The 18,653-nt window shown below is 74.7% G+C and carries 17 protein-coding genes; 12 read left to right on the forward strand and 5 right to left on the reverse strand.

Going from position 1 to position 18,653, the window contains the following annotated elements; translation table 11 throughout:
• The first annotated feature begins 20 nt into the window (after window positions 1-20).
• The 5 genes from HDA31_RS06880 to HDA31_RS06900 all read left to right on the forward strand — a co-directional run bounded on the left by HDA31_RS06880 (window position 21) and on the right by HDA31_RS06900 (window position 4,801).
• The gene (locus HDA31_RS06880) at window positions 21-716 is read left to right on the forward strand and encodes a hypothetical protein (RefSeq protein ID WP_178065884.1); all 696 of its coding nucleotides are present in this window, start codon (window positions 21-23) and stop codon (window positions 714-716) included.
• A 69-nt stretch (window positions 717-785) separates the two neighbouring features.
• Complete coding sequence (locus tag HDA31_RS06885) at window positions 786-1,742, forward strand: ROK family glucokinase (RefSeq protein WP_176734855.1); 957 nt, start codon at window positions 786-788, stop codon at window positions 1,740-1,742.
• Between the two features lie 9 nt (window positions 1,743-1,751).
• Window positions 1,752-2,477 (forward strand): endonuclease/exonuclease/phosphatase family protein, encoded by a 726-nt coding sequence (locus tag HDA31_RS06890; protein ID WP_178065883.1) that lies wholly within the window; start codon window positions 1,752-1,754, stop codon window positions 2,475-2,477.
• Window positions 2,478-2,579: 102 nt separating this feature from the next.
• Window positions 2,580-3,983 carry a flavin-containing monooxygenase gene (locus tag HDA31_RS06895; protein WP_178065882.1) on the forward strand — a complete coding sequence of 468 codons (1,404 nt, stop codon included), beginning with the start codon at window positions 2,580-2,582 and terminating at the stop codon, window positions 3,981-3,983.
• 23 nt (window positions 3,984-4,006) lie between these two features.
• Entirely contained in the window at window positions 4,007-4,801 is a 795-nt protein-coding gene (locus HDA31_RS06900; protein ID WP_178067688.1) for an alpha/beta hydrolase, read from the forward strand.
• Window positions 4,802-4,870: 69 nt separating this feature from the next.
• Here the strand turns inward: HDA31_RS06900 and HDA31_RS06905 are convergent, their stop codons facing one another.
• The 3 genes from HDA31_RS06905 to HDA31_RS06915 form a co-directional block, all read right to left on the reverse strand.
• Window positions 4,871-6,289 carry an alpha,alpha-trehalose-phosphate synthase (UDP-forming) gene (locus tag HDA31_RS06905; protein ID WP_074474968.1) on the reverse strand — a complete coding sequence of 473 codons (1,419 nt, stop codon included), beginning with the start codon at window positions 6,287-6,289 and terminating at the stop codon, window positions 4,871-4,873.
• A 205-nt stretch (window positions 6,290-6,494) separates the two neighbouring features.
• Window positions 6,495-7,322: a hypothetical protein gene (locus HDA31_RS06910; protein WP_074474834.1), complete on the reverse strand. Its 828-nt coding sequence runs from the start codon at window positions 7,320-7,322 to the stop codon at window positions 6,495-6,497.
• Between the two features lie 679 nt (window positions 7,323-8,001).
• Window positions 8,002-11,517 carry an ATP-binding protein gene (locus HDA31_RS06915; protein ID WP_311774382.1) on the reverse strand — a complete coding sequence of 1,172 codons (3,516 nt, stop codon included), beginning with the start codon at window positions 11,515-11,517 and terminating at the stop codon, window positions 8,002-8,004.
• Window positions 11,518-11,604: 87 nt separating this feature from the next.
• On the opposite strand from HDA31_RS06915, the gene HDA31_RS06920 reads away from it, so the two are divergent.
• A complete protein-coding gene (locus tag HDA31_RS06920) occupies window positions 11,605-11,850 on the forward strand; it encodes a hypothetical protein (RefSeq protein WP_074474836.1) in 246 nt (81 codons plus the stop codon).
• Between the two features lie 42 nt (window positions 11,851-11,892).
• Here the strand turns inward: HDA31_RS06920 and HDA31_RS06925 are convergent, their stop codons facing one another.
• Window positions 11,893-12,585, reverse strand: a complete 693-nt coding sequence (locus tag HDA31_RS06925) for a Crp/Fnr family transcriptional regulator (RefSeq protein ID WP_184871940.1) — start codon at window positions 12,583-12,585, stop codon at window positions 11,893-11,895.
• Between the two features lie 246 nt (window positions 12,586-12,831).
• Between HDA31_RS06925 and HDA31_RS06930 the strand changes: the two genes are divergently transcribed.
• The 6 genes from HDA31_RS06930 to HDA31_RS06955 all read left to right on the forward strand — a co-directional run bounded on the left by HDA31_RS06930 (window position 12,832) and on the right by HDA31_RS06955 (window position 17,538).
• Window positions 12,832-13,329 carry a polyadenylate-specific 3'-exoribonuclease AS gene (locus HDA31_RS06930; RefSeq protein WP_074474837.1) on the forward strand — a complete coding sequence of 166 codons (498 nt, stop codon included), beginning with the start codon at window positions 12,832-12,834 and terminating at the stop codon, window positions 13,327-13,329.
• Between the two features lie 62 nt (window positions 13,330-13,391).
• Window positions 13,392-13,895 carry a pyridoxamine 5'-phosphate oxidase family protein gene (locus HDA31_RS06935; RefSeq protein ID WP_178065881.1) on the forward strand — a complete coding sequence of 168 codons (504 nt, stop codon included), beginning with the start codon at window positions 13,392-13,394 and terminating at the stop codon, window positions 13,893-13,895.
• Window positions 13,896-14,085: 190 nt separating this feature from the next.
• Complete coding sequence (locus HDA31_RS06940) at window positions 14,086-15,114, forward strand: 6-phosphofructokinase (RefSeq protein WP_074474839.1); 1,029 nt, start codon at window positions 14,086-14,088, stop codon at window positions 15,112-15,114.
• 91 nt (window positions 15,115-15,205) lie between these two features.
• On the forward strand, window positions 15,206-16,024 hold the full coding sequence (gene proC, locus HDA31_RS06945; protein ID WP_178065880.1) for a pyrroline-5-carboxylate reductase: 819 nt from the start codon (window positions 15,206-15,208) through the stop codon (window positions 16,022-16,024).
• A gap of 11 nt (window positions 16,025-16,035) precedes the next feature.
• A complete protein-coding gene (locus tag HDA31_RS06950) occupies window positions 16,036-16,974 on the forward strand; it encodes an aminoglycoside phosphotransferase family protein (protein ID WP_178065879.1) in 939 nt (312 codons plus the stop codon).
• A gap of 213 nt (window positions 16,975-17,187) precedes the next feature.
• Window positions 17,188-17,538 (forward strand): DUF2203 domain-containing protein, encoded by a 351-nt coding sequence (locus tag HDA31_RS06955; protein ID WP_074474845.1) that lies wholly within the window; start codon window positions 17,188-17,190, stop codon window positions 17,536-17,538.
• Between the two features lie 89 nt (window positions 17,539-17,627).
• Here the strand turns inward: HDA31_RS06955 and HDA31_RS06960 are convergent, their stop codons facing one another.
• The gene (locus HDA31_RS06960) at window positions 17,628-18,575 is read right to left on the reverse strand and encodes a threonine ammonia-lyase (protein WP_074474846.1); all 948 of its coding nucleotides are present in this window, start codon (window positions 18,573-18,575) and stop codon (window positions 17,628-17,630) included.
• Window positions 18,576-18,653 lie beyond the last annotated feature (78 nt).

Consider the following 18,653-nt stretch of genomic DNA (forward strand, 5'->3'; position numbering starts at 1 on the left):
GCACGGTAGAGGAGCCGACCATGGGGGGTACGGATCCGGGCTCGGCCCGGGAAGAGGCGGAGCGGCTGGTCGCCACGGTCCTCGCGGCGGCGAGGCTGGCCGCCGCGGGCGCCGGATCGGGCGGCGGCTCCGGGGCGGGGCCGTGGGGTCCGCTCGGTGGGATCGTGTCCAGTGTCCTCGGTCACAGCGGGGGCGGCTCCACGGCGGCCCGGCCGGCCGGCGGCGGGCACGGCGGTTTCGCCACCGGTGCGGCCGAATGCTGCATCTGTCCGCTCTGCCGCGGTATCGCGGCGTTGCGCGACCCGAGTCCGGAATTCGCCGAGCGGCTCGCCACGGGGGCCGGCGATCTGGCCGCCGGGGTGGCCAGCCTGCTGCGCGCGTTCGCGTCGGCCGACGAGCCGGCCGCCGGTGGCACACCGGCCGCCGACACCGCCGCGCCGTCGCCCCGACCGGCGGCTGACCAGGCATCGGGCGATCATGTGTGGCGCGAGGCCACCCGCACCGGGCATGATTCTCACCCGGCGCCGGATGAGGACGTGTGGTCCGCCGCGACCCGAGGGGAGGGTCCGGGCGTTCCGGCCGCCGCCGTGCCGCCCGCCGACGACGCCGGGCCGGACGTGCCGGGGGCTCCCCGGCCGCCGGCCGGCCGACCCGTGGTGCCCGCGTCGCGGGCCCCCGGTGGCGCGGGAGGGGACGCACCAGGCGACGGGGCCTGACCACCGGACATCCCGTCCCACCGGCACGGCGGACCGCCGTGCCGGTGCCGGGCAGCACAGCAGAGGGGAGTGGCAGCGGTGACGCTGACCATCGGAGTCGACGTCGGTGGCACGAAGGTGGCCGGCGGTGTCGTCGACGACACCGGCAACGTACTCGTGCAGGCCCGACGGGACACCCCCGCCGACAACGTGGGCAAGACCCGCGACGTCATCATCGAGGTGGTCAGCGAACTCTCCGCCGGCCGGCAGATCGACGCCGTCGGCATCGGCGCGGCCGGCTGGATCGACGCCACCCGCTCCACCGTCCTCTTCGCGCCCAACCTGGCCTGGCGCGACGAGCCCCTGCGCGAGTACGTCAGCCGGGCCACCGGCCTGCCGGTGATCGTCGAGAACGACGGGAACGTCGCCGCCTGGGCCGAGTTCCGCTACGGCGCGGCCCGGCACGCCGACGACTCCATGGTCATGTTCACCATCGGCACCGGCGTCGGCGGCGGCATCGTGCTCGGCGGCGAGCTGGTGCGCGGCGCCCACGGCATCGCCGCCGAGCTGGGCCACATGCTCACCGTCCCCGACGGACACCAGTGCGGCTGCGGCCGGCTCGGCTGCATCGAGCAGTACGCCAGCGGCAGCGCCCTGGTGCGCTTCGCCCGCGCGGCCGCCCGCCAGGAGCCGCACCGGGCCGTCGCCCTGCTGGAGCTGGCCGGCGGCGAGGCCGAGGCGGTCACCGGCCCGATGGTGACCGCCGCCGCCCAGGGCGGCGACCCCGTCTCCGCCGAGGCGTTCGCGCAGGTCGGGCGCTGGCTCGGCACCAGCCTCGCCGACATGGCGCAGATCCTCGACCCGCAGGTCCTCGTCGTCGGCGGCGGCGTCGTCGAGGCGGGCGACCTGCTGCTCGGCCCGACCCGGCGCTCCTTCACCGACGCGTTGGCCCAGCGCAGCCGGCTCCCCGTCGCCGAGGTGCTCCCCGCCGAGCTGGGCAACACCGCCGGCGTGATCGGCGCCGCCGACCTGGCCCGCCGGCTGTAGGGGGCCGGGATGACCGAGACGGGCCGGGTGGCCGACACCCCGGGCGGCGTGCCGCTGCGCGTCGTGTCGTACAACGTGCACAGCCAGCGCGACGACCAGGCCGCGCTGGCGGCGGTGGTCCGCGCGGCCGCCCCCGACGTGGTGATCGTGCAGGAGGCGCCCCGGCGGTTCCGGTGGCGGCAGAAGTGCGCGTCGCTGGCCGAGTCGTTCGGGCTGGTCGTCGCCGCCGGCGGCCTGCCGTCGCTGGGCAACCTGCTGCTGACCAGCCTGCGGGTGCGGGTGGCCGACACCCGCTGCCAGCGCTACCCGCTGACCCCGGGCCGGCACATGCGCGGGGCGGCGTACGCCGAATGCCGCGTCGGCGGCACCCGGTTCCTGCTGGCCGGCTCGCACCTGTCCACCGACCCGGCCGAGCGCCCCGCGCAGGCGGCGGCGTTCAAGCGGGAGCTGGCCGCCGCCGACCTGCCCGTGGTCGCCGCCGCCGACCTCAACGAGGGCCCGGACGGCCCGGCCTGGGCGACCGTCGGCGCGGGGCTGACCGACGCGGCGGTCGCGGCCGACCGCGCCGACCGGCTCACCTACTCGTGCGCCGACCCGCGCCGCCGCATCGACGCCGTCTTCGTCGACCCCCGGATCACCGTCGTCGACTACGACGTGGTCGACACGCCGCAGGCCCGCCGGGCCAGCGACCACTTCCCCGTCGTGGTCGACCTGCTGCTGCCCGCCGCCGGCTGACGCGGCGCGCGACCCACCGTCCACAAGGACTGGACAAACCGGTCGGGTTACCGGAAGGATTTCGCAGCGACCCGGCACTCGTGCCGCACAAAGGAGAATCCGGTGTCCCCCTCCACCGACCCCGGCCGTCCCGAGCCGGACGCGACGACGCTCGCCCCGCCCCGGGACGCCCGACCGGTCTCCGACCGAGGCGAGACGGTCTGCGTCATCGGGGCCGGGGCCAGCGGCCTCACCGCCGTGAAGAACCTGCGCGAGCACGGCTTCGGCGTCGACTGCTACGAGCGGGAGACCGGCGTCGGCGGCGCGTGGAACTGGCGGCACGACCGCAGCCCCGTCTACGCCAGCACCCACCTGATCTCGTCGCGGCCGTTCACCCAGTTCCCCGACTTCCCGATGCCGGACGACTGGCCGGACTACCCGCACCACAGCCAGGTGCTCACCTACTTCGAGCGCTACGCCGACCACTTCGACCTGCGCCAGCACATCTGGTTCGGCACCGAGGTCATCCGGGTCGAGCCGGTCGACGGCGACCGCTGGGACGTCACCACCCGCAGCACCGGCGGCTACGGCCCCGAGCGCACCTCCCGGTACGCCGCCGTGGTCGTCGCCAACGGTCACAACTGGTCGCCGAAGCTGCCCCGCTACGAGGGGCTGGAGGAGTTCCGGGGCGAGATCATGCACGCCTCGTCGTACAAGGACCCGGCGCAGCTGCGCGGCAAGCGGGTGCTGGTCGTCGGTGCCGGCAACACCGGCTGCGACATCGCCGTCGAGGCGGCCCAGCAGGCGTCCCACTGCTGGCACTCCACCCGCCGCGGCTACTGGTACGCCCCCAAGTACGTCCTCGGCCGTCCCGCCGACCAGGTCAACGACACCCTGCTCGCCCTGCGGGTGCCGCTGCGCGTGCGGCAGTGGCTCTACCACTGGACGCTGCGGCTCACCGTCGGCGACCTGACCCGGTTCGGCCTGCCCAAGCCCGACCACCGGGTCTACGAGACCCACCCCATCGCCAACAGCCAGCTCGTCTACCACGTCGGCCACGGCCAGATCACCCCCGTGCCGGACGTGGCCCGGTTCCACGCCAAGGCCGTCGAGCTCACCGACGGCCGCGAGATCGACCCGGAGCTGGTCGTCTTCGCCACCGGCTACCTGCCGCGCTTCGAGTTCCTCGACCCCCGGGTGCTCGGCGCCGACGGGTCGGGGCGGCCCCGGCTGTGGCTCAACGCGCTCGTCCCCGGCCACCCGACCCTCGCCGTCGCCGGCCTGGTCCAGCCCGACTCGGGCGTCTTCACCCTGTCGCACTGGCAGACCGTCCTGTTCGCCCGGCTGCTCGCCCTGCGCGTGCGCCGGCCGGAGCGGGCCGCCGCGTTCGCGCAGCGGGTCACCGCCGGGGCCGGCGAGCGCTACTCGGGGAAGGTCAAGGACAGCAGCCGGCACTGGTTCGAGGTGGGCCACGCCGACTACCTGCGCGCCATCCAGCGCGCCATGCACGAGCTGGAGGAGAAGTGAGCCAGCAGCAGCGGGTCCGGATCATGCGCGGCCGGGAGTGGGCCCGGCCCGTCCGCCCGGCCCGCCGCGAGGTGCTCAGCGCGCTCCCCGAGGTCGAGCAGGGCCGCCCGCCGCTGCTGTTCGTGCCCGGCTTCGGCCACGGCGCGTGGGCGTTCGCCGAGCACTGGCTGGGCCACGTCGCCGGTCGCGGCTTCCCGGCGTACGCGCTGAGCCTGCGCGGGCACGGCGGCAGCGAGCCGGCGCCGGAGGCGACGCTGCGGGCGTACACCCACGACGTGACGCAGGTGGCGGCGGGCCTGCCGCGCCAGGCGGTGCTGGTGGGGCACGGCGCCGGGGCCCTGGTGGTGCGGCACGCCCTGGCCCGCTATCCGGCGCGGGCGGCGGTGCTGGTGGCCCCGGTGCTCGGCGACTGGGCGACGCTCGGCACGGCGCTGCGCCGCAACCCCGGCGGCACCCTGCCCGCGTTCGTCGGCGCGGGCCTGCGGCTGAGCCGACGGCAGCTGTTCAGCCGCGAGCTGCCCGACGCCGACGCCCGCCGGTACGCCGCCCGCCTCGGGCGCGCCGGCCGGCGCGCCCAGTGGCAGCTGCTCACCCACCGCGACCCGGAGCCGGCCGTGGGCGACCCGCCCGTGCTGGTCCTGGGCAGCCCCGACGACCGGGTGGTCCCGCCGGCCGCGCTGACCCGGGCCGCCCGGCTGCACGGCGGCGCGCCGCTGCTCTTCCCCGGCATGGGGCACGACCTGATGCTCGACGTCCGCTGGCGGGAGCCGATCGACGCGATCCTGGACTGGCTGGAGAAGGAACACCCGCCGGCCTGACCCGCTGCCGGCGCGACCCGTCGACCGGGGCGCGCCAGCAGCGGCGGCCGGGCGGGGCGGAACGCCCGGTCAGCCGGTGGGGGCGAGGTGGGTCAGCAGCGACCCGCCGTCGTCGAGGGCGCTGAGGTAGGAGCGGGCCCACGCCCGGATGTCGTTGCGGTGCAGGTGTTCGCGCATCGCCCGCATCCGCGGCGTGACGTCGGCCGGGTCGGCCTCGAGCGCCGAGAGCAGCCCCTGCTTGAGCCCCTCCAGGTCGTGCGGGTTGACCAGGTACGCCTGCGGCAGCTCGGCCGCCGCCCCGGCGAACTCGCTGAGCAGCAGCGCACCCGTGTCGTCGACCCGGGCCGCCACGTACTCCTTGGCGACCAGGTTCATCCCGTCGCGCAGCGGGGTCACCGCCATCACGTCGGCGACCCGGTAGAGCGCCGCCAGCTCGGCCCGGTCGAACGGCTGGGTGAGGTAGTGGATGGCGGGCTCGCCGACCCGGCCGAACTCGCCGTTGATCCGCCCCACCTCGCGCTCGACCCGGTCGCGCAGGATCTGGTACTGCGTGACCCGTTCCCGGCTGGGCACCGCCACCTGCACCAGCACCGTGTCGCGCACCTTGACGTGCCCGCTGGCCAGCAGCTCGCTGTAGGCCTTGAGGCGCTGCTCGATGCCCTTGGTGTAGTCCATCCGGTCGACGCTGAGGATGACGTGGCCGGGGTCGCCGAGGTCGTGGCGCAGCCGCTGGGCCCGGGCCGCCACGTCGGGGCGGCCCGCGAGGGCGGCCATCTCGGCGGTGTCGATCGAGACCGGGAACGCCCCGATGCGGACCACCCGGTCGTCGACACCGACGCGCCGGTCCGTCGCCGGCAGCTCCAGCACCTTGGCGACGAGCTGGGCGAAGTTGTGCGCGGCCTGGGCGCGCTGGAAGCCGATCAGGTCGGCGCCGAGCATGCCGCGCAGCAGCTCGGCCCGGCGGGGGAGCTGCATGAACAGCTCCGGCGGGGGGAACGGCACGTGCAGGAAGAAGCCGATCCGCAGGTCGGGACGCAGCTCCCGCAGCAGGCCGGGCACCAGTTGCAGGTGGTAGTCCTGGATCCAGACCACCGCGCCCTGCTCGGCCGCCTCGGCGGTCGCCTCGGCGAACCGCTGGTTGACCCGCTGGTACGCCTCCCACCAGCGGCGGTGGTATTCCGGCTGCTCCACCGCGTCGTGATAGAGCGGCCACAGGGTCGAGTTGGCGAAGCCCTCGTAGTGGTCGCGGAAGTCCTCGCTGCTCAGCGGCACGGTGCGCATCCGCACGCTGCCGATGTCGGGCAGGCTCGGCGCCGGCCCGGTGCCGCCGGCCCAGCCGACCCAGGTGGCCGGCGTGTGCCGGAGCAGGGGATGCAGGGCGCTCACCAGCCCGCCGGGACTGCGTCGCCATTCACAGGCGCCGTCGGGCGCCACACTGTCGTCGATGGGCAGGCGGTTGGCCACCACCACGAGGGAACTCTGTCGCATCTCGGGCATTCCGATCAGCAGAGACCGACCACCGCGAGCAAGGAACAACCGGGCAGCCAGTGCGGGAAGTGACGTACAGCGGTATTCCTACTGACAGTAAGTTACACCACTGTTACGCCTCCCGCCGAGGGCGGTGCGCGTCCCGCAATTCGGGCATCCGCCGTCCGCCTGTGGGGACGGACCGCTACCCGGAGTATGGGGCGGGTCAGACCCGGGCGCCGTCGTCGGGGTCGTCGTCGGAGTCGCCGGGCCGCAGCCGCCAGATCAGCGTCACGAAGCCGGCGAGGATGCCGGTGAAGCCGAGCAGGGTCACCACGGACGAGTCCACCGGCAGCAGCGTCGGCTCCAGGAAGAGCACGAACCCGGCGACGATGGCCAGCACGCCGGCCACCGCGTACTTGGAGACGCGGGGCAGCGGCGGTGGCGGCGGCGGGGTGTAGCGCTCGTCGGCGTCGTCGGGCAGGCCGGCGCCGAACGTGTCCAGCCCGTCCAGCAGGGACGGCTCGTCCTGCCGGCTCCCGCCGACGGAGACGCCCGAGACGTCGGCGGCCCACGGCAGCCGGCGTACGTCGGTGGCGGTGCCACCCTCGTCGGCGCCGACCCGGCCGGTCGTGCCGGCCGGCTGCTCGTCGGGCTCGTCGTCGATGTCCTCGGCGGCTGGCCAGGGATGCGCGCCGGCGGCTGGGGCGGTGTGGAAGCCGGCGACGATGCGGGCCCACTCGGCGTCGACGTCGGGCTCGTCGCGGGACGGGCCGGCGGGGGCCTCCTCGGCGAGCTGGGTGAGGTAGTCGCGTGCGGTCGTCAGGTGGGAGCGGTCGACGTAGAGCCGGTCCACGGGGCGGGCCGGGACGGTGGTGGTGCGGGTGACCGGGTTCAGGTCGGCCGACGGTTGCAGGTACGCGGCGATGCCGCCCGCGGCCAGGACGTCGAGCAGGTGCTCACCCACGCGCGGATCCACGTCGCCGGCGACCGCGTACTCGCTCGCGTCGAGCCCGTTGTCCCGCCGTCCCCGGCGGGCCCTACCCGCTGACACCGGACATCCTCCCTCGCGCACCTCCCGGTGCGGTCGCCCCCGGCGCCCCGCACGCCGTGCCCTGAATCGTGACACGTCAGGGCCCCCTTCCGGGAGTGCGTTGTGGCGCGCCGTACGAAGTAAGGACCCTCCCGCAGGTCGGGGCGGGGCCTCAATGTCGGTTTTCGCTAATCGCTTGCCAACAGAAGCTCGTGGCCCGGCTCCCGCACCGACACCCCCGCCCGCCCCGGCACCCCGCTGCCCACCCCGTTACCCGGCTGCCCACCCCCTGTGCCGGCGCCTACGCAGCTGAGTCACCTACGACATCACCACTCCACCCTGCCTCCACCACCCCACCTTCCCCCACCCCACCCCCGCCCGGTCACCGCCCGCCGCGGTGATCAAGAGAGAAGCGTCAAAGTCGATCTCTGAGCTGACTCAGATTCCCGTGATCACCGCGTCTCTCGATCACCGCGGCGGGGAGGGGGCGAGCCGGGGTGGGGGTGGAATGGGTGATGTCGTAGGTGACTCAGCTGCGTAGGCGCCGTAGCGCTGCGTCGTTCCTCGCGGCCTCGCGGCCTTCCGGCTTTGCCGCCTCGCGGCTTCGTGGCTTTGCGGCCTTCCGGCCTCGCCGTCCGCGCCGGGGCGCAGGGGTCCCGAGGGCGGGCCGGTCCGTCCGCAGTGGCCGGGCGGTGGCGGGCTAGTCGGTGGTTCCGGCGAGGCGGAGCAGGCCCGGGGCGTGGTTGCGGGCGGCGAACCCGCGCACCTCGGCCAGCACCTGCGCCGCGCCCGCCGGGTCCACCTCGCGCAGGGTGGGCACCGACAGCGCGGCGGCGAGCACGTGGTCGGTCAGGTCGCCCATCCGCCGGTACTGCTCGGCGGCCGAGCGGAACAGCTCGGCGGCGGCCCGGGCGTCGCCGGCCGACCCGGCCAGCGCGGCCTCCGCCGCCTGCCCGGCGGCCCGGGCCCAGGGCGTCATCCGGGGCGCGGAGGTCAGCAGCCGGCGCACCCGGCGGGCCGCGTCCCCGCCGAGCACCACGGCGACGTGGCCGATCGCCGGCACCCACTCGGCGAACGGGATCTCCCGGGTCCGCCGCCAGTCCTCGTCCAGCTCGGCGAGCAGCCGCAGCGCCTCGGCCCCGCGCCCCTGCACGGCACGGCACAGCGCGGCGTGGGCCAACGTGGACCGCAGCACCCGGTGGAAGCCGGACCGCCGCCCGGCGGCCACCGCCCGCTCCACCTGGTCCGGGTCGCCGCCGTCGGCCGGGGCCTCCGGGTCGCCGCGCAGCGTCCGCATCCAGCCGGACACCGCGACGATGTGCATGTCCCACTCGCCGGTCGGCCGGCGCGTCGACTCGGCCGCCAGGTCCGCCGCCGCACCCCAGTCCCCGGCGTAGTACGACCGGGCCCACTGGTCCTCGAAGCTCGCGGTGAGGCTGTGCTCGCCGCCGAGGTCCAGCGAGCGCTGCTCGTCCACCAGCCGCGCCGAGCCGGCCAGGTCGCCCTCCTCCTGCAACGCCCAGGCCAGGTTGTGCACCGCCCGCCGGCGGCTGGCCAGCCGCTCCACCCGGCAGTGCTCGGTGATCTCGACCAGCTCCGCGTACGCCTCCGGCACCCCCGACAGGTAGCGGGCCACCGCGAGCGTGATCCGGGCGCTCGCGCTGACCTCCCGCAGCTGGAGCCGCTCGGCGAGGCTCGCCGCGGTCCGGGCCGCCGCGCACGCCGGCTCGGTCTCCGCGTTGAGCATGTGCACCCGGGCCAGCTCCAGCAGGGCGCTCGCCTTCTCCTCGCTGTCGGGCAGGTCGGTGTAGATGCCGATGGCCCGGTCCAGGCAGCGCAGCGTCTCGGCCCGGTCCGCCCGCCGCCACGCGGCGGTGGCCAGCAGCGTCCAGGCCCGCGCCGCCCCCGTCGGCTCGCCGGCCCCGGCCAGCTCGCCGGCCAGTCGGGCCAGCCGCTGCGCGCCGCCGTCGACGAGGAACGCGTCCCCGTCGCGGAACAGCGCCAGCTCGGCGTCGAACAGCTCCAGCATGGGCTCGGGCCCGCCGGGCAGGACCAGCGCCCGCCCCATCAGCGTCGCGGCGGTGTCCAGCGCGTGCAACTCGTACGCCCGGCGGGCCGCCCGGTGCAGCGCGGCCCGCGCCGCCGGGGCGTAGGGCACGGTGTCCAGGCCGACGGTGCGGGCGATCTCGTGCGCCGCCCAGCGGTGGTTGGCCAGCACCTCGACCAGGTCCTGCTGCCGGCCGTCGGTGACCTGCTCCAGCCAGTCGGCGGTGCTCTGGTGGCGCGCCACCCGCTCGGTGCGGGGCAGCCGCTGATAGCACACGTCGCGCACCAGGACGTGCCGGAAGCGGTACTCGGGCTGGCCGGGCATCGTCGAGCTGGGCTGCTCGTAGACCAGGTCCCGGCGCTGCAACCGGCCCAGCGCCCGTTCCACCCACCGCACCGGGCGACCCAGCGCGGTGGCCACCGGCCCCGGCCAGAACTGCACGCCGACGACGGCGGCGGCCTGGAGCACCGCCCGGTCGGCCGGGTCGAGCAGGTCGAGCCGGTTGGCGATGACCGCCTGCACCGTGCGCGGCATCTCCGGCGTACGGGCCGGGTCGGCCCGCCCGGCGGGGTCGACGAGCCCGCCGTCGAGCAGCATCCGCGCGTACTCCTGGGCGTAGAGCGGGTTGCCGTCGGCGAACTCGATCAGCGGCCCCCGGGACGCGGGCAGCAGCGCGGACTGCCCGAGCAGCAGCGCGTAGAGGGTGTCGATGTCGGAGTCGTGCATCGGCGGCACCGAGATCGACATCGCCCCGCTGATCGTGCCCGTCCAGGCCGGGTGCCGCTCCCGCAGCTCCGGCCGCGCCGTCGCCAGCACCAGCAGCGGCACGCCCCGGGCCGCCGCGCCGAGCTGCTCGACGAAGGCGAGCATCGCCTGGTCGGCCCAGTGCATGTCCTCGAACACCAGCACCGTCGGGCCTGCCTCGGCCAGGGCGAGCAGGAACCGCCGCCAGGACGTCTCGGTCTCGCCCGGGGTGAGCCGCTCGCCGGGCAGGCCGATGAGCGGGCCGAGCGGATCGGCCAGCCGCACCGCGTGCGGGTCGCCCAGCCTGGCCAACCGCTGCCGCAGCCGGTCGCCGAGCGCCGCCGGGTCGTCGACGTTCGCCACGCCGACCCAGCCCTTCACGATGTCGGCGAGCGCGGCGTACGTGACGTTCTCGCCGAACGGCGGGCACTGCCCGACCAGCCAGGTGATCGGCGGGCCGGGCAGGCTGGCGGCGTGCCGGGCCAGCTCCCGCAGCAGCCGGCTCTTGCCCACCCCCGCCGAGCCGAACACCGTGACGAGCTGCGAGGTGCGCTCGGTCACCGTGCGGTGCAGGGCGTTGACCAGCAGGCCGCGCTCGTGTTCCCGGTTGACCATCGGGGTCAGCTCGGCGGTGGTCAGGTCCCGCTGGGGCAGCGCCCGCACCGCCAGCCAGATCCGGCTGACCGCGGAGCGGCCCCGCAGCGTCACCGGCGGCCGGTCGGCGTACTCCATGTCGTGCCGGGTCGCCGCCCAGGTGCTCTCGTCGACGACCACGCCGCCCGACGGCGCGAGCGACTGCAACCGGGAGGCGGTGTTGACCACGTCCCCGGTGACGAAGCCCTGCCCGCCGTCGCGGGCGGCGGACAGGTCGACCAGCGCCTCGCCGGTGGCGATGCCGACCCGGAAGCCGAGCGGCGGGTGCGGCCCGGCCGGCTGGCGGGCCAGGTTGCGTTGCAGCTCCAGCCCCGCCCGGACGCAGCGCAGGGCGTCGTTGTCGGTGGCCACGGGCGCCCCGAACAGCGCCATCACCGCGTCGCCGATGAACTTCTCGACCACCCCGCCGTACTGGTGCACCAGCCGCCGTACGGTGGCGAAGTAAGCCTGCTGGAGGTTGCGGGCCTGCTCCGGGTCGGCCCGCTCCGCGTACGTCGTGAAGTCGACGATGTCGATGAACAGGACGCTGACCTGCCGGCGGTCCTCCTGCACCACCATCGGCCGGTCCCGCAGCGGCTGCCCGCAGCTGGTGCAGAAGTTGGCCTCGACGTTGTTGGCGTGCCCGCAGGCGGCGCAGCCACGGGTCAGGGCCTGCCCGCACCCACCGCAGAAGCGGTCGTCCGGACCGGCTTCGCGTGAGCAGTGTCCACACTTGAGGTCGATGGTCGGCTCCAGAGCGCGAGGTGGGCCCAGTATCGCGCCAGGCGGCAGAGTCGGCTACCCGATATGCAGGCGGATCGTACGCCCGACCGGGTCAGACTAACCTTCCGCTCAGGACATGAACGCCAGGAGAGTGCCGTGCACGTACGACTGTCAGCCGCGTGGACGGACCCGCGAGGCACCCTGTGGGCCCCGGGCGACACGGTCGACGTCGACGCCGTCACTCTCGCCGCATTGGAGGAGCAGGGCATGGTAGACACGCCGGACGGTCAGGGCACCGCCCCCGACCAGGGCAGCACGAAGACCACGACGACCAAGCCGACCGACCCGTCGAAGATCGGCCCCGGCCCGAGCGCGCCGCCCGCGGACGAGCCGGGCAAGTGACCGGACGCTGACGCCGGCCGTGCCCGCCAGGGGCGGTCGGCGTCAGCGGTCGCTCATGCCGGCGCGGCGGCGCAGCGCCGCCACGTCGGTGACCACGATCCGGCGGCCCTCCGTGCGCAGCCAGCCCCGGCTGGCGAAGGACCCGATCGCCTGGTTGACGCTCTGCCGTGAGCCGCCGGCCATCTCGGCGAGCTGGCTCTGGTTGAGCTCGATGGTGATCATCGGGGCCTGGCTCTCGCCGGCCAGCCGCACCAGCGTCTTGGCCACCCAGCCGGGCAGGTCGAGGAAGACGTGGTCGGCGTTCTGCTCGGTCAGCCGGCGGATCAGCCCGCCGAGCGAGCGCATCACCGCGTCGAGGATGCGCGGGTTGGAGTGCACCAGCTCCATGAACGCGGGCCGGGACAGCGCGAGGGCGGCGCAGTCCTCGATCGCCTCGGCCGACGCCGAGCGGGTGGAGGCGTCGAGCAGCGAGACCTCGCCCAGCACGTCCGGCGGTCGGATCACCGACAGCACGGCCCGTTCGCCGGTCGGCGCGGTGCGGAACACGGCGACCGCGCCCCGGCGCAGCACGATCAGGGACTCGCCGGGGTCGTTCTCGACGAAGAGCAACTGGCCCTTGCGGTACGTGCGCGGCACCGCCGCCGCGATCACCCGCTGCCGCACCTCCGGCTCCAGGCCGGCGAACATCTCGACACCCGTGAGCGCGTCACCCGGCTCCGGCAGGCGCATCTCCACGGCCCAACCCCTCCCCGGTAAAGGACCTCAACTCGCGGCCGGGTGAAACCCGTCAGCCCCCGCCGCGAGGTCGCGAACCGGTTCGGTGTCCGGTAGCGGCACTCATCAGATCATGACGGCCCGGTCGCCCGCTGTACACCCCCGGCGACACTTCCGTAACAGTCCCGAGCTGCGGCGCAGGGCAGGTCGCGGCATACGCGCCCCCGGCTGGCGGACGGTGGCGTCGGTGGGCGAGGATGGCGGGCGATGGTATACCGCTACTTCTACGACTGCGAGTTCATCGAGGACGGGCGCACCGTCGACCTCGTGTCGATCGGCGTCGTCGACGAGAACGGGCGCGAGTTCTACGCCGTCTCCACGGAGTTCGACGACTCCCGCGCCGTGCCCTGGGTGCGCCGCAACGTCCTGGACCGGCTCCCCTCCCCGGCCGACCGGGCCTGGCGGTCGCGGGAGCGGATCCGCGACGACCTCTACGACTTCCTCATGGAGCCGGTCCGGGGCCGGCCGGGCGAGCAACTGGAGCTGTGGGCCTGGTACGCCGCGTACGACCACGTGGTGCTGGCCCAGCTCTGGGGCTCGATGCCGGGGCTGCCCCGGGAGATCCCCCGGTTCACCAAGGAGCTGCGCCAGCTCTGGGACGACCGGGGCCGGCCGCCGCTGCCGAACGCCGACGCGGCCCGGCACGACGCGCTGGTCGACGCCCGGCACAACCTCGCCCGCTGGCGCGCGATGACGGCCCGCTGACAGGTTTGGCGGGTGTGCTCCGGGGCACGGGTCGGCGAGGAGCCGATCGAGGGAGTGCCGCCATGAGCAGTGAGCCGTCCAGCGCCGTCGACGCCCGCAGCCGGGTGACCGAGCTGGTCCGCGCCGCGCGGATCTGCATGCTGACCACCACCGGACTGGACGGCCGGTTGGTCAGCCGGCCCATGGGGCTCCAGGAGGCGGAGTTCGACGGCGACCTGTGGTTCTTCGCGTACGCCGACTCGGCCAAGGTGCGCCAGCTCCGGGTCAACCCGGAGGTCAACGTCGCCTTCGCCGACCAGCGCAACCACGCCTGGGTGTCGATCGCCGGCACCGCCCAGGAGGGGTACGACCGCAGGCACGCCGAGCGGCTGTGGCACCCCCTGCTCAAGACCTGGTTCCCCGCCGGCCTGGACACCCCGGGGCTGACCCTGATCAAGGTGCACGCCGGCTCGGCCGAGTACTGGGACTCCCCGGGTGGCGCCGTCGTCAACCTGCTCGGCCTCGCCCGGGCGGCGGTGACGGGGAACCCGCCGAGGGCGGGGGAGAACCGCGAGGTGGCGTTCTGAGCCTCGGCGGCGTCCGCGCTGAGCCTCGGCGGCGGCTGCCTGCCCAGGGCGCGCTGCCGGCGGATTGCCGCGGCGGCTACAGTTCGCAGGGACGGCCCGCCCCGGGCCGGCAACGGTGCCGAGGTCTGATCCGACACATATCCTGGGGCAAATCGGGCTTCACCTGATGCTCCAGGAGGATGAGCAGATCATGCGTATCGGCGTGCTCACCGGCGGCGGCGACTGCCCGGGTCTCAACGCGGTCATTCGGGCGGTGGTCCGCAAGGGCGTCGCCACCTACGGTCACGAGTTCGTGGGCTTCCGGGACGGCTGGAAGGGCCCGCTGGAGGGCCTGTCCAAGCCCCTCGGCATCGCCGAGGTGCGGGGCATCCTGCCGCGCGGCGGCACCATCCTCGGCTCGTCCCGCACCAACCCGTTCAAGATCGAGAACGGCGTGGAGCGGATCAAGGAGAACCTCGCCGCGCAGGGCGTGGACGCGCTGATCGCGATCGGCGGCGAGGACACCCTGGGCGTCGCCACCAAGCTGCACGAGCTGGGCGTCAACGTCGTCGGCGTGCCCAAGACGATCGACAACGACCTCGGCGCGACCGACTACACCTTCGGCTTCGACACCGCCGTCAACATCGCCATGGAGGCGATCGACCGGCTGCACACCACCGCCGAGAGCCACCACCGCACCCTCGTCGTCGAGGTCATGGGCCGGCACGCCGGCTGGATCGCCCTGCACGCCGGCCTGGCCGGCGGCGCCAACGTCATCCTGCTGCCCGAGCGCAAGTTCGACGTCGAGCAGGTCGCCGGGTACGTCGAGAAGCGCTTCCAGCACCAGTACGCCCCGATCGTCGTCGTCGCCGAGGGCGCCCAGCCGCTCGACGGCCAGATGATCCTGCACAACCAGGAGCTCGACGCGTTCGGCCACGTCCGCCTCGGCGGCATCGGCCAGTGGCTCGCCGAGCAGCTCGAGGCCAAGACCGGCAAGGAGGCCCGCACCGTCGTGCTGGGCCACATCCAGCGCGGCGGCACCCCGACCGCCTTCGACCGGGTGCTCGCCACCCGGCTCGGCCTCCAGGCGATCGACGCCGCCCACGAGGGCGACTGGGGCAAGATGGTCGCCATGCAGAGCACGGACATCGTCCGGGTGCCGCTGGCCGACGCCACGGCCGAGCTGAAGACCGTGCCGCTGGAGCGCTACGAAGAGGCCGAGGTCTTCTTCGGCAGCTGACGCCAAACCGGCGCGCGCGGCGGTTCCCCGGGGAACCGCCGCGCGCGCCGGTCGGCCCCGCCGCACGGCGGGCCACGAAAGGGGTACGACCATGGCGGTGGGCGACCACACCGTAGCGGTGATCGGCGCGGGCAAGATCGGCGAGCTGATGCTCTCCGGGCTGCTGCGCTCCGGCTGGCCGGTGGGCCGGCTGCTGGCCACGGCCCGGCGGCCGATCCGCGCCGAGGAGCTGGCCACCCGCTACGGCGTGCAGGTGGTCGACAACCTGACCGCCGTCGCCGAGGCCGACGTGCTGGCCATCTCCGTCAAGCCGCAGGACGCCGCCGCCCTGCTCGACGAGATCGGGCCGAAGGTGCCCGCCGACAAGCTGGTCATCTCGCTCTGCGCCGGCCTGCCGACCAGCTTCTTCAACCGGCGGCTGCCCGAGGGCACCCCCGTGGTGCGGGTCATGACCAACACCCCGGCCCTGGTCGACCAGGCGATGAGCGCCATCTCGGCAGGCGCCCACGCCACCGGCGAGCACCTCGCCCTGGCCGAGGAGATGTTCACCCCGCTGGGCGCGACCGTCCGGGTCCCCGAGTCGCAGCAGGACGCCGTCACCGCACTGTCCGGCTCCGGGCCGGCCTACTTCTACCTCCTCGTCGAGGCGATGGTCGACGCCGGCATCCTGCTCGGCCTGCCCCGCCAGGTCGCCCACGAGCTGATCGTGCAGACCGCGATCGGCTCGGCGGTCATGCTGCGCGACTCCGGCGAGCACCCGGTCAAGCTGCGCGAGGCGGTCACCTCGCCCGCCGGCACCACCATCTCCGCGATCCGCGAGCTGGAGAACCACGGCGTACGCGCGGCGATGCTCGCGGCCCTCGAAGCGGCCCGCGACCGCGCCCGGGAACTCGCCGCCCAGTCCGAGTGAGGTCGCAGGCGATGTCGGGCGCAGGGGCTGACGACGTTCCGGAGCTCGGCCCGCTCCCCGAGCGCATCGCCGTCGACGTGGGCCAGGTGCGCCGCCTCGTCGCCGCCCAGTTCCCGCACTGGGCCGACCTGCCGGTCGAGCCGGTCGCCCACGGCGGCTGGGACAACTGGACCTTCCACCTCGGCACCACGATGTCGGTACGCCTGCCGAGCGCGCCCGAGTACGCCGAGGCGGTCGCCAAGGAACACCGGTGGCTCCCCGTGCTCGCCCCGCGCCTCCCGCTGCCCGTCCCGACGCCGCTGGCGCAGGGCGGGCCCGGCGAGGGCTACCCGTACGCGTGGTCGGTCTACCGCTGGCTCGACGGCGAGACCGCGCGGGCGGACCGCATCGGCGACCCGGTCCGGTTCGCGCTCGACCTGGCCGGGTTCGTCGTGGCCCTACAGGGCGTCGACACCGCTGACGGCCCCCGCCCGGGCCGGCACAACTGGTATCGGGGCGGCACCCTGCGCACCTACGCCGGGAAGGCCGACCAGGCGCTCACGGCTCTCGACGGCCGGATCGACGTCGGCCTGGCCGGCGAGATCTGGCGATGCGCGCTGGACGCGTGCTGGGACGGTGCGGAGCGCTGGTTCCACGGCGACCTCGCGCAGGGAAACCTCCTGCTCGACGACGGGCACCTCGCGGCGGTCATCGACTTCGGCACCTGCGGCGTCGGCGACCCGTCCTGCGACCTGGCCGTCGCCTGGACGCTGCTGACCGCCGAGGGCCGGCGGGCCTTCCGGGAGCGGCTGGCCGTCGACGATGCGGCCTGGGCGCGCGGGCGTGGCTGGGCGCTATGGAAGACGCTGGTCGGATATGCGAACGAGCTCGACGACGGCGAGGCGGCGGCGACCTCGCGGAGGATCCTCGACGAGATCCTCGCCGAGTACACCGACGGGACAAGCCGATAAAACCCTGCGCCGACGAAGGGCAACTCAGCGATCTTGGTACGGAACGGCCCCCAGAGGGGCCGAAATCTACCAAGATCTACAAGTATCCACGCCTGCGTCCTCGTGCCCAGTGTCTTCGCCGACACGCTGCTGCGCTGCGCCGAGCAGGAGCTGTACCGCCCCCCACCATCGACACCCCTGCGCGAGACGTGACCCGTGCCCCATACTGGCGCGGTGTTCACCCTCGCTCAGGCGCGTCACCTCGTGGCCACCCTGCAACCGCGCATCGACGAGTTGATCCGGCTCCGTGCCGACCTCGCCGAGCTGCGCGCCGACCTCGCCGACGGCGGGCTGAGTCCGCTCGGCGGCCTCGCCGAGGTCAAGGGCCTGGAGGCCCGGCTGCACGGGGTCGTGGACGAGTTGCATGAGCACGACATCCAGGTCAAGAGCATCGCCCCGGTGCTGCTGGACTTCCCCGGCGAGCGGGCCGGCCGCCCGGTGCTGTGGTGCTGGCTGGAGGGCGACTCCGACGTGCGCTGGTACCACCGCGTCGAGTGCGGCTTCGCCGGCCGCCGCCGGGTGTGAAAGGAAGGGCCCCCTGTTAACGCATACGGTCGAGAAGGGCACCCTTCTCACACCCCTGCGGCGGCGCGGGCCAGGGGCGGCGGGGTGGCTCAGCGCAGCGTGGCCAGGGCCGCCGGTGAGACGTTGCCGCCGCTGAGCACCAGCACCACCCGGGTGCACGACGCGGCGCTGACCAGGCCGGTGCGCAGCGCCGCGTAGGTGACGGCGGCGGACGGCTCGACCAGGAGCTTCGTGGCGTCCAGCAGCTCCCACCACGCGCCCCAGATCGCGTCCTCGGCGACCTCCACCACGTCGTCCACCAGGGCCTGGATGTGGGCCAGGGTGTGCCGGCCGGCGAAGGGGGCGGCCAGCCCGTCGGCCATCGACCGGGGCGGCGTCGCCGGGGCCGCGCCCCCGGTGCGCAGGGCGTGCCCGACGGCGTTGGCGGTGGCCGGCTCCACCCCGACGATCCGTGCCGCCGGCGCCGCCGCCCGTACCGCCGCGGCCACCCCGCTGATCAGCCCGCCGCCGCCCACCGGCACCAGGACCAGCCCCGGCGGCGGGCCGTCGGCCAGGATCTCCCGGCCGATGGTGGCCTGGCCGGCGATGACGTCCGGGTCGTCGAACGGCGGCAGCAGGTGGTATCCGCGTTCCGCCGCGATGGCCTCGCAGGTGCCGAGCAGGTCGTCGGTGAGCACGACCTCCCCGCCGTACCGGCGGACCGCCTCGATCTTGGTCGGCACCGCGTGCGGCGGCATGCACACCACGGTGGGCAGGGCGTACGCCTGGCCGGCGTACGCCACGGCCATCGCGTGGTTACCGGCGGAGAAGGCGGCCAGGCCGGCCGGTCGACCGGCGCGTTCGGTGAGCGCGAGCAGCGCGTTGAGCACCCCGCGCGTCTTGAAGCTGCCGGTGTGTTGCAGGTTCTCCGCCTTGACCCAGAGGTCGAGGCCGTACTCGTCGCCGATGTGCGTGCAGGCCAGCAGCGGGGTGCGGACGACCCGCCCGCCGATCCGCCGCTGCGCCGCCGTGATGTCGTCCGCGCTCACCAACTGCACACGGCGCAGCCTAGCCGCCACCTCACACCGCCTCGCGCCCTCGCACCCACCACGGAGCCCGGCCGGGCCGCCCCGCGC

This window comes from Micromonospora carbonacea (assembly GCF_014205165.1).
In the GTDB taxonomy this organism is placed as follows: Bacteria; Actinomycetota; Actinomycetes; order Mycobacteriales; family Micromonosporaceae; genus Micromonospora; species Micromonospora carbonacea.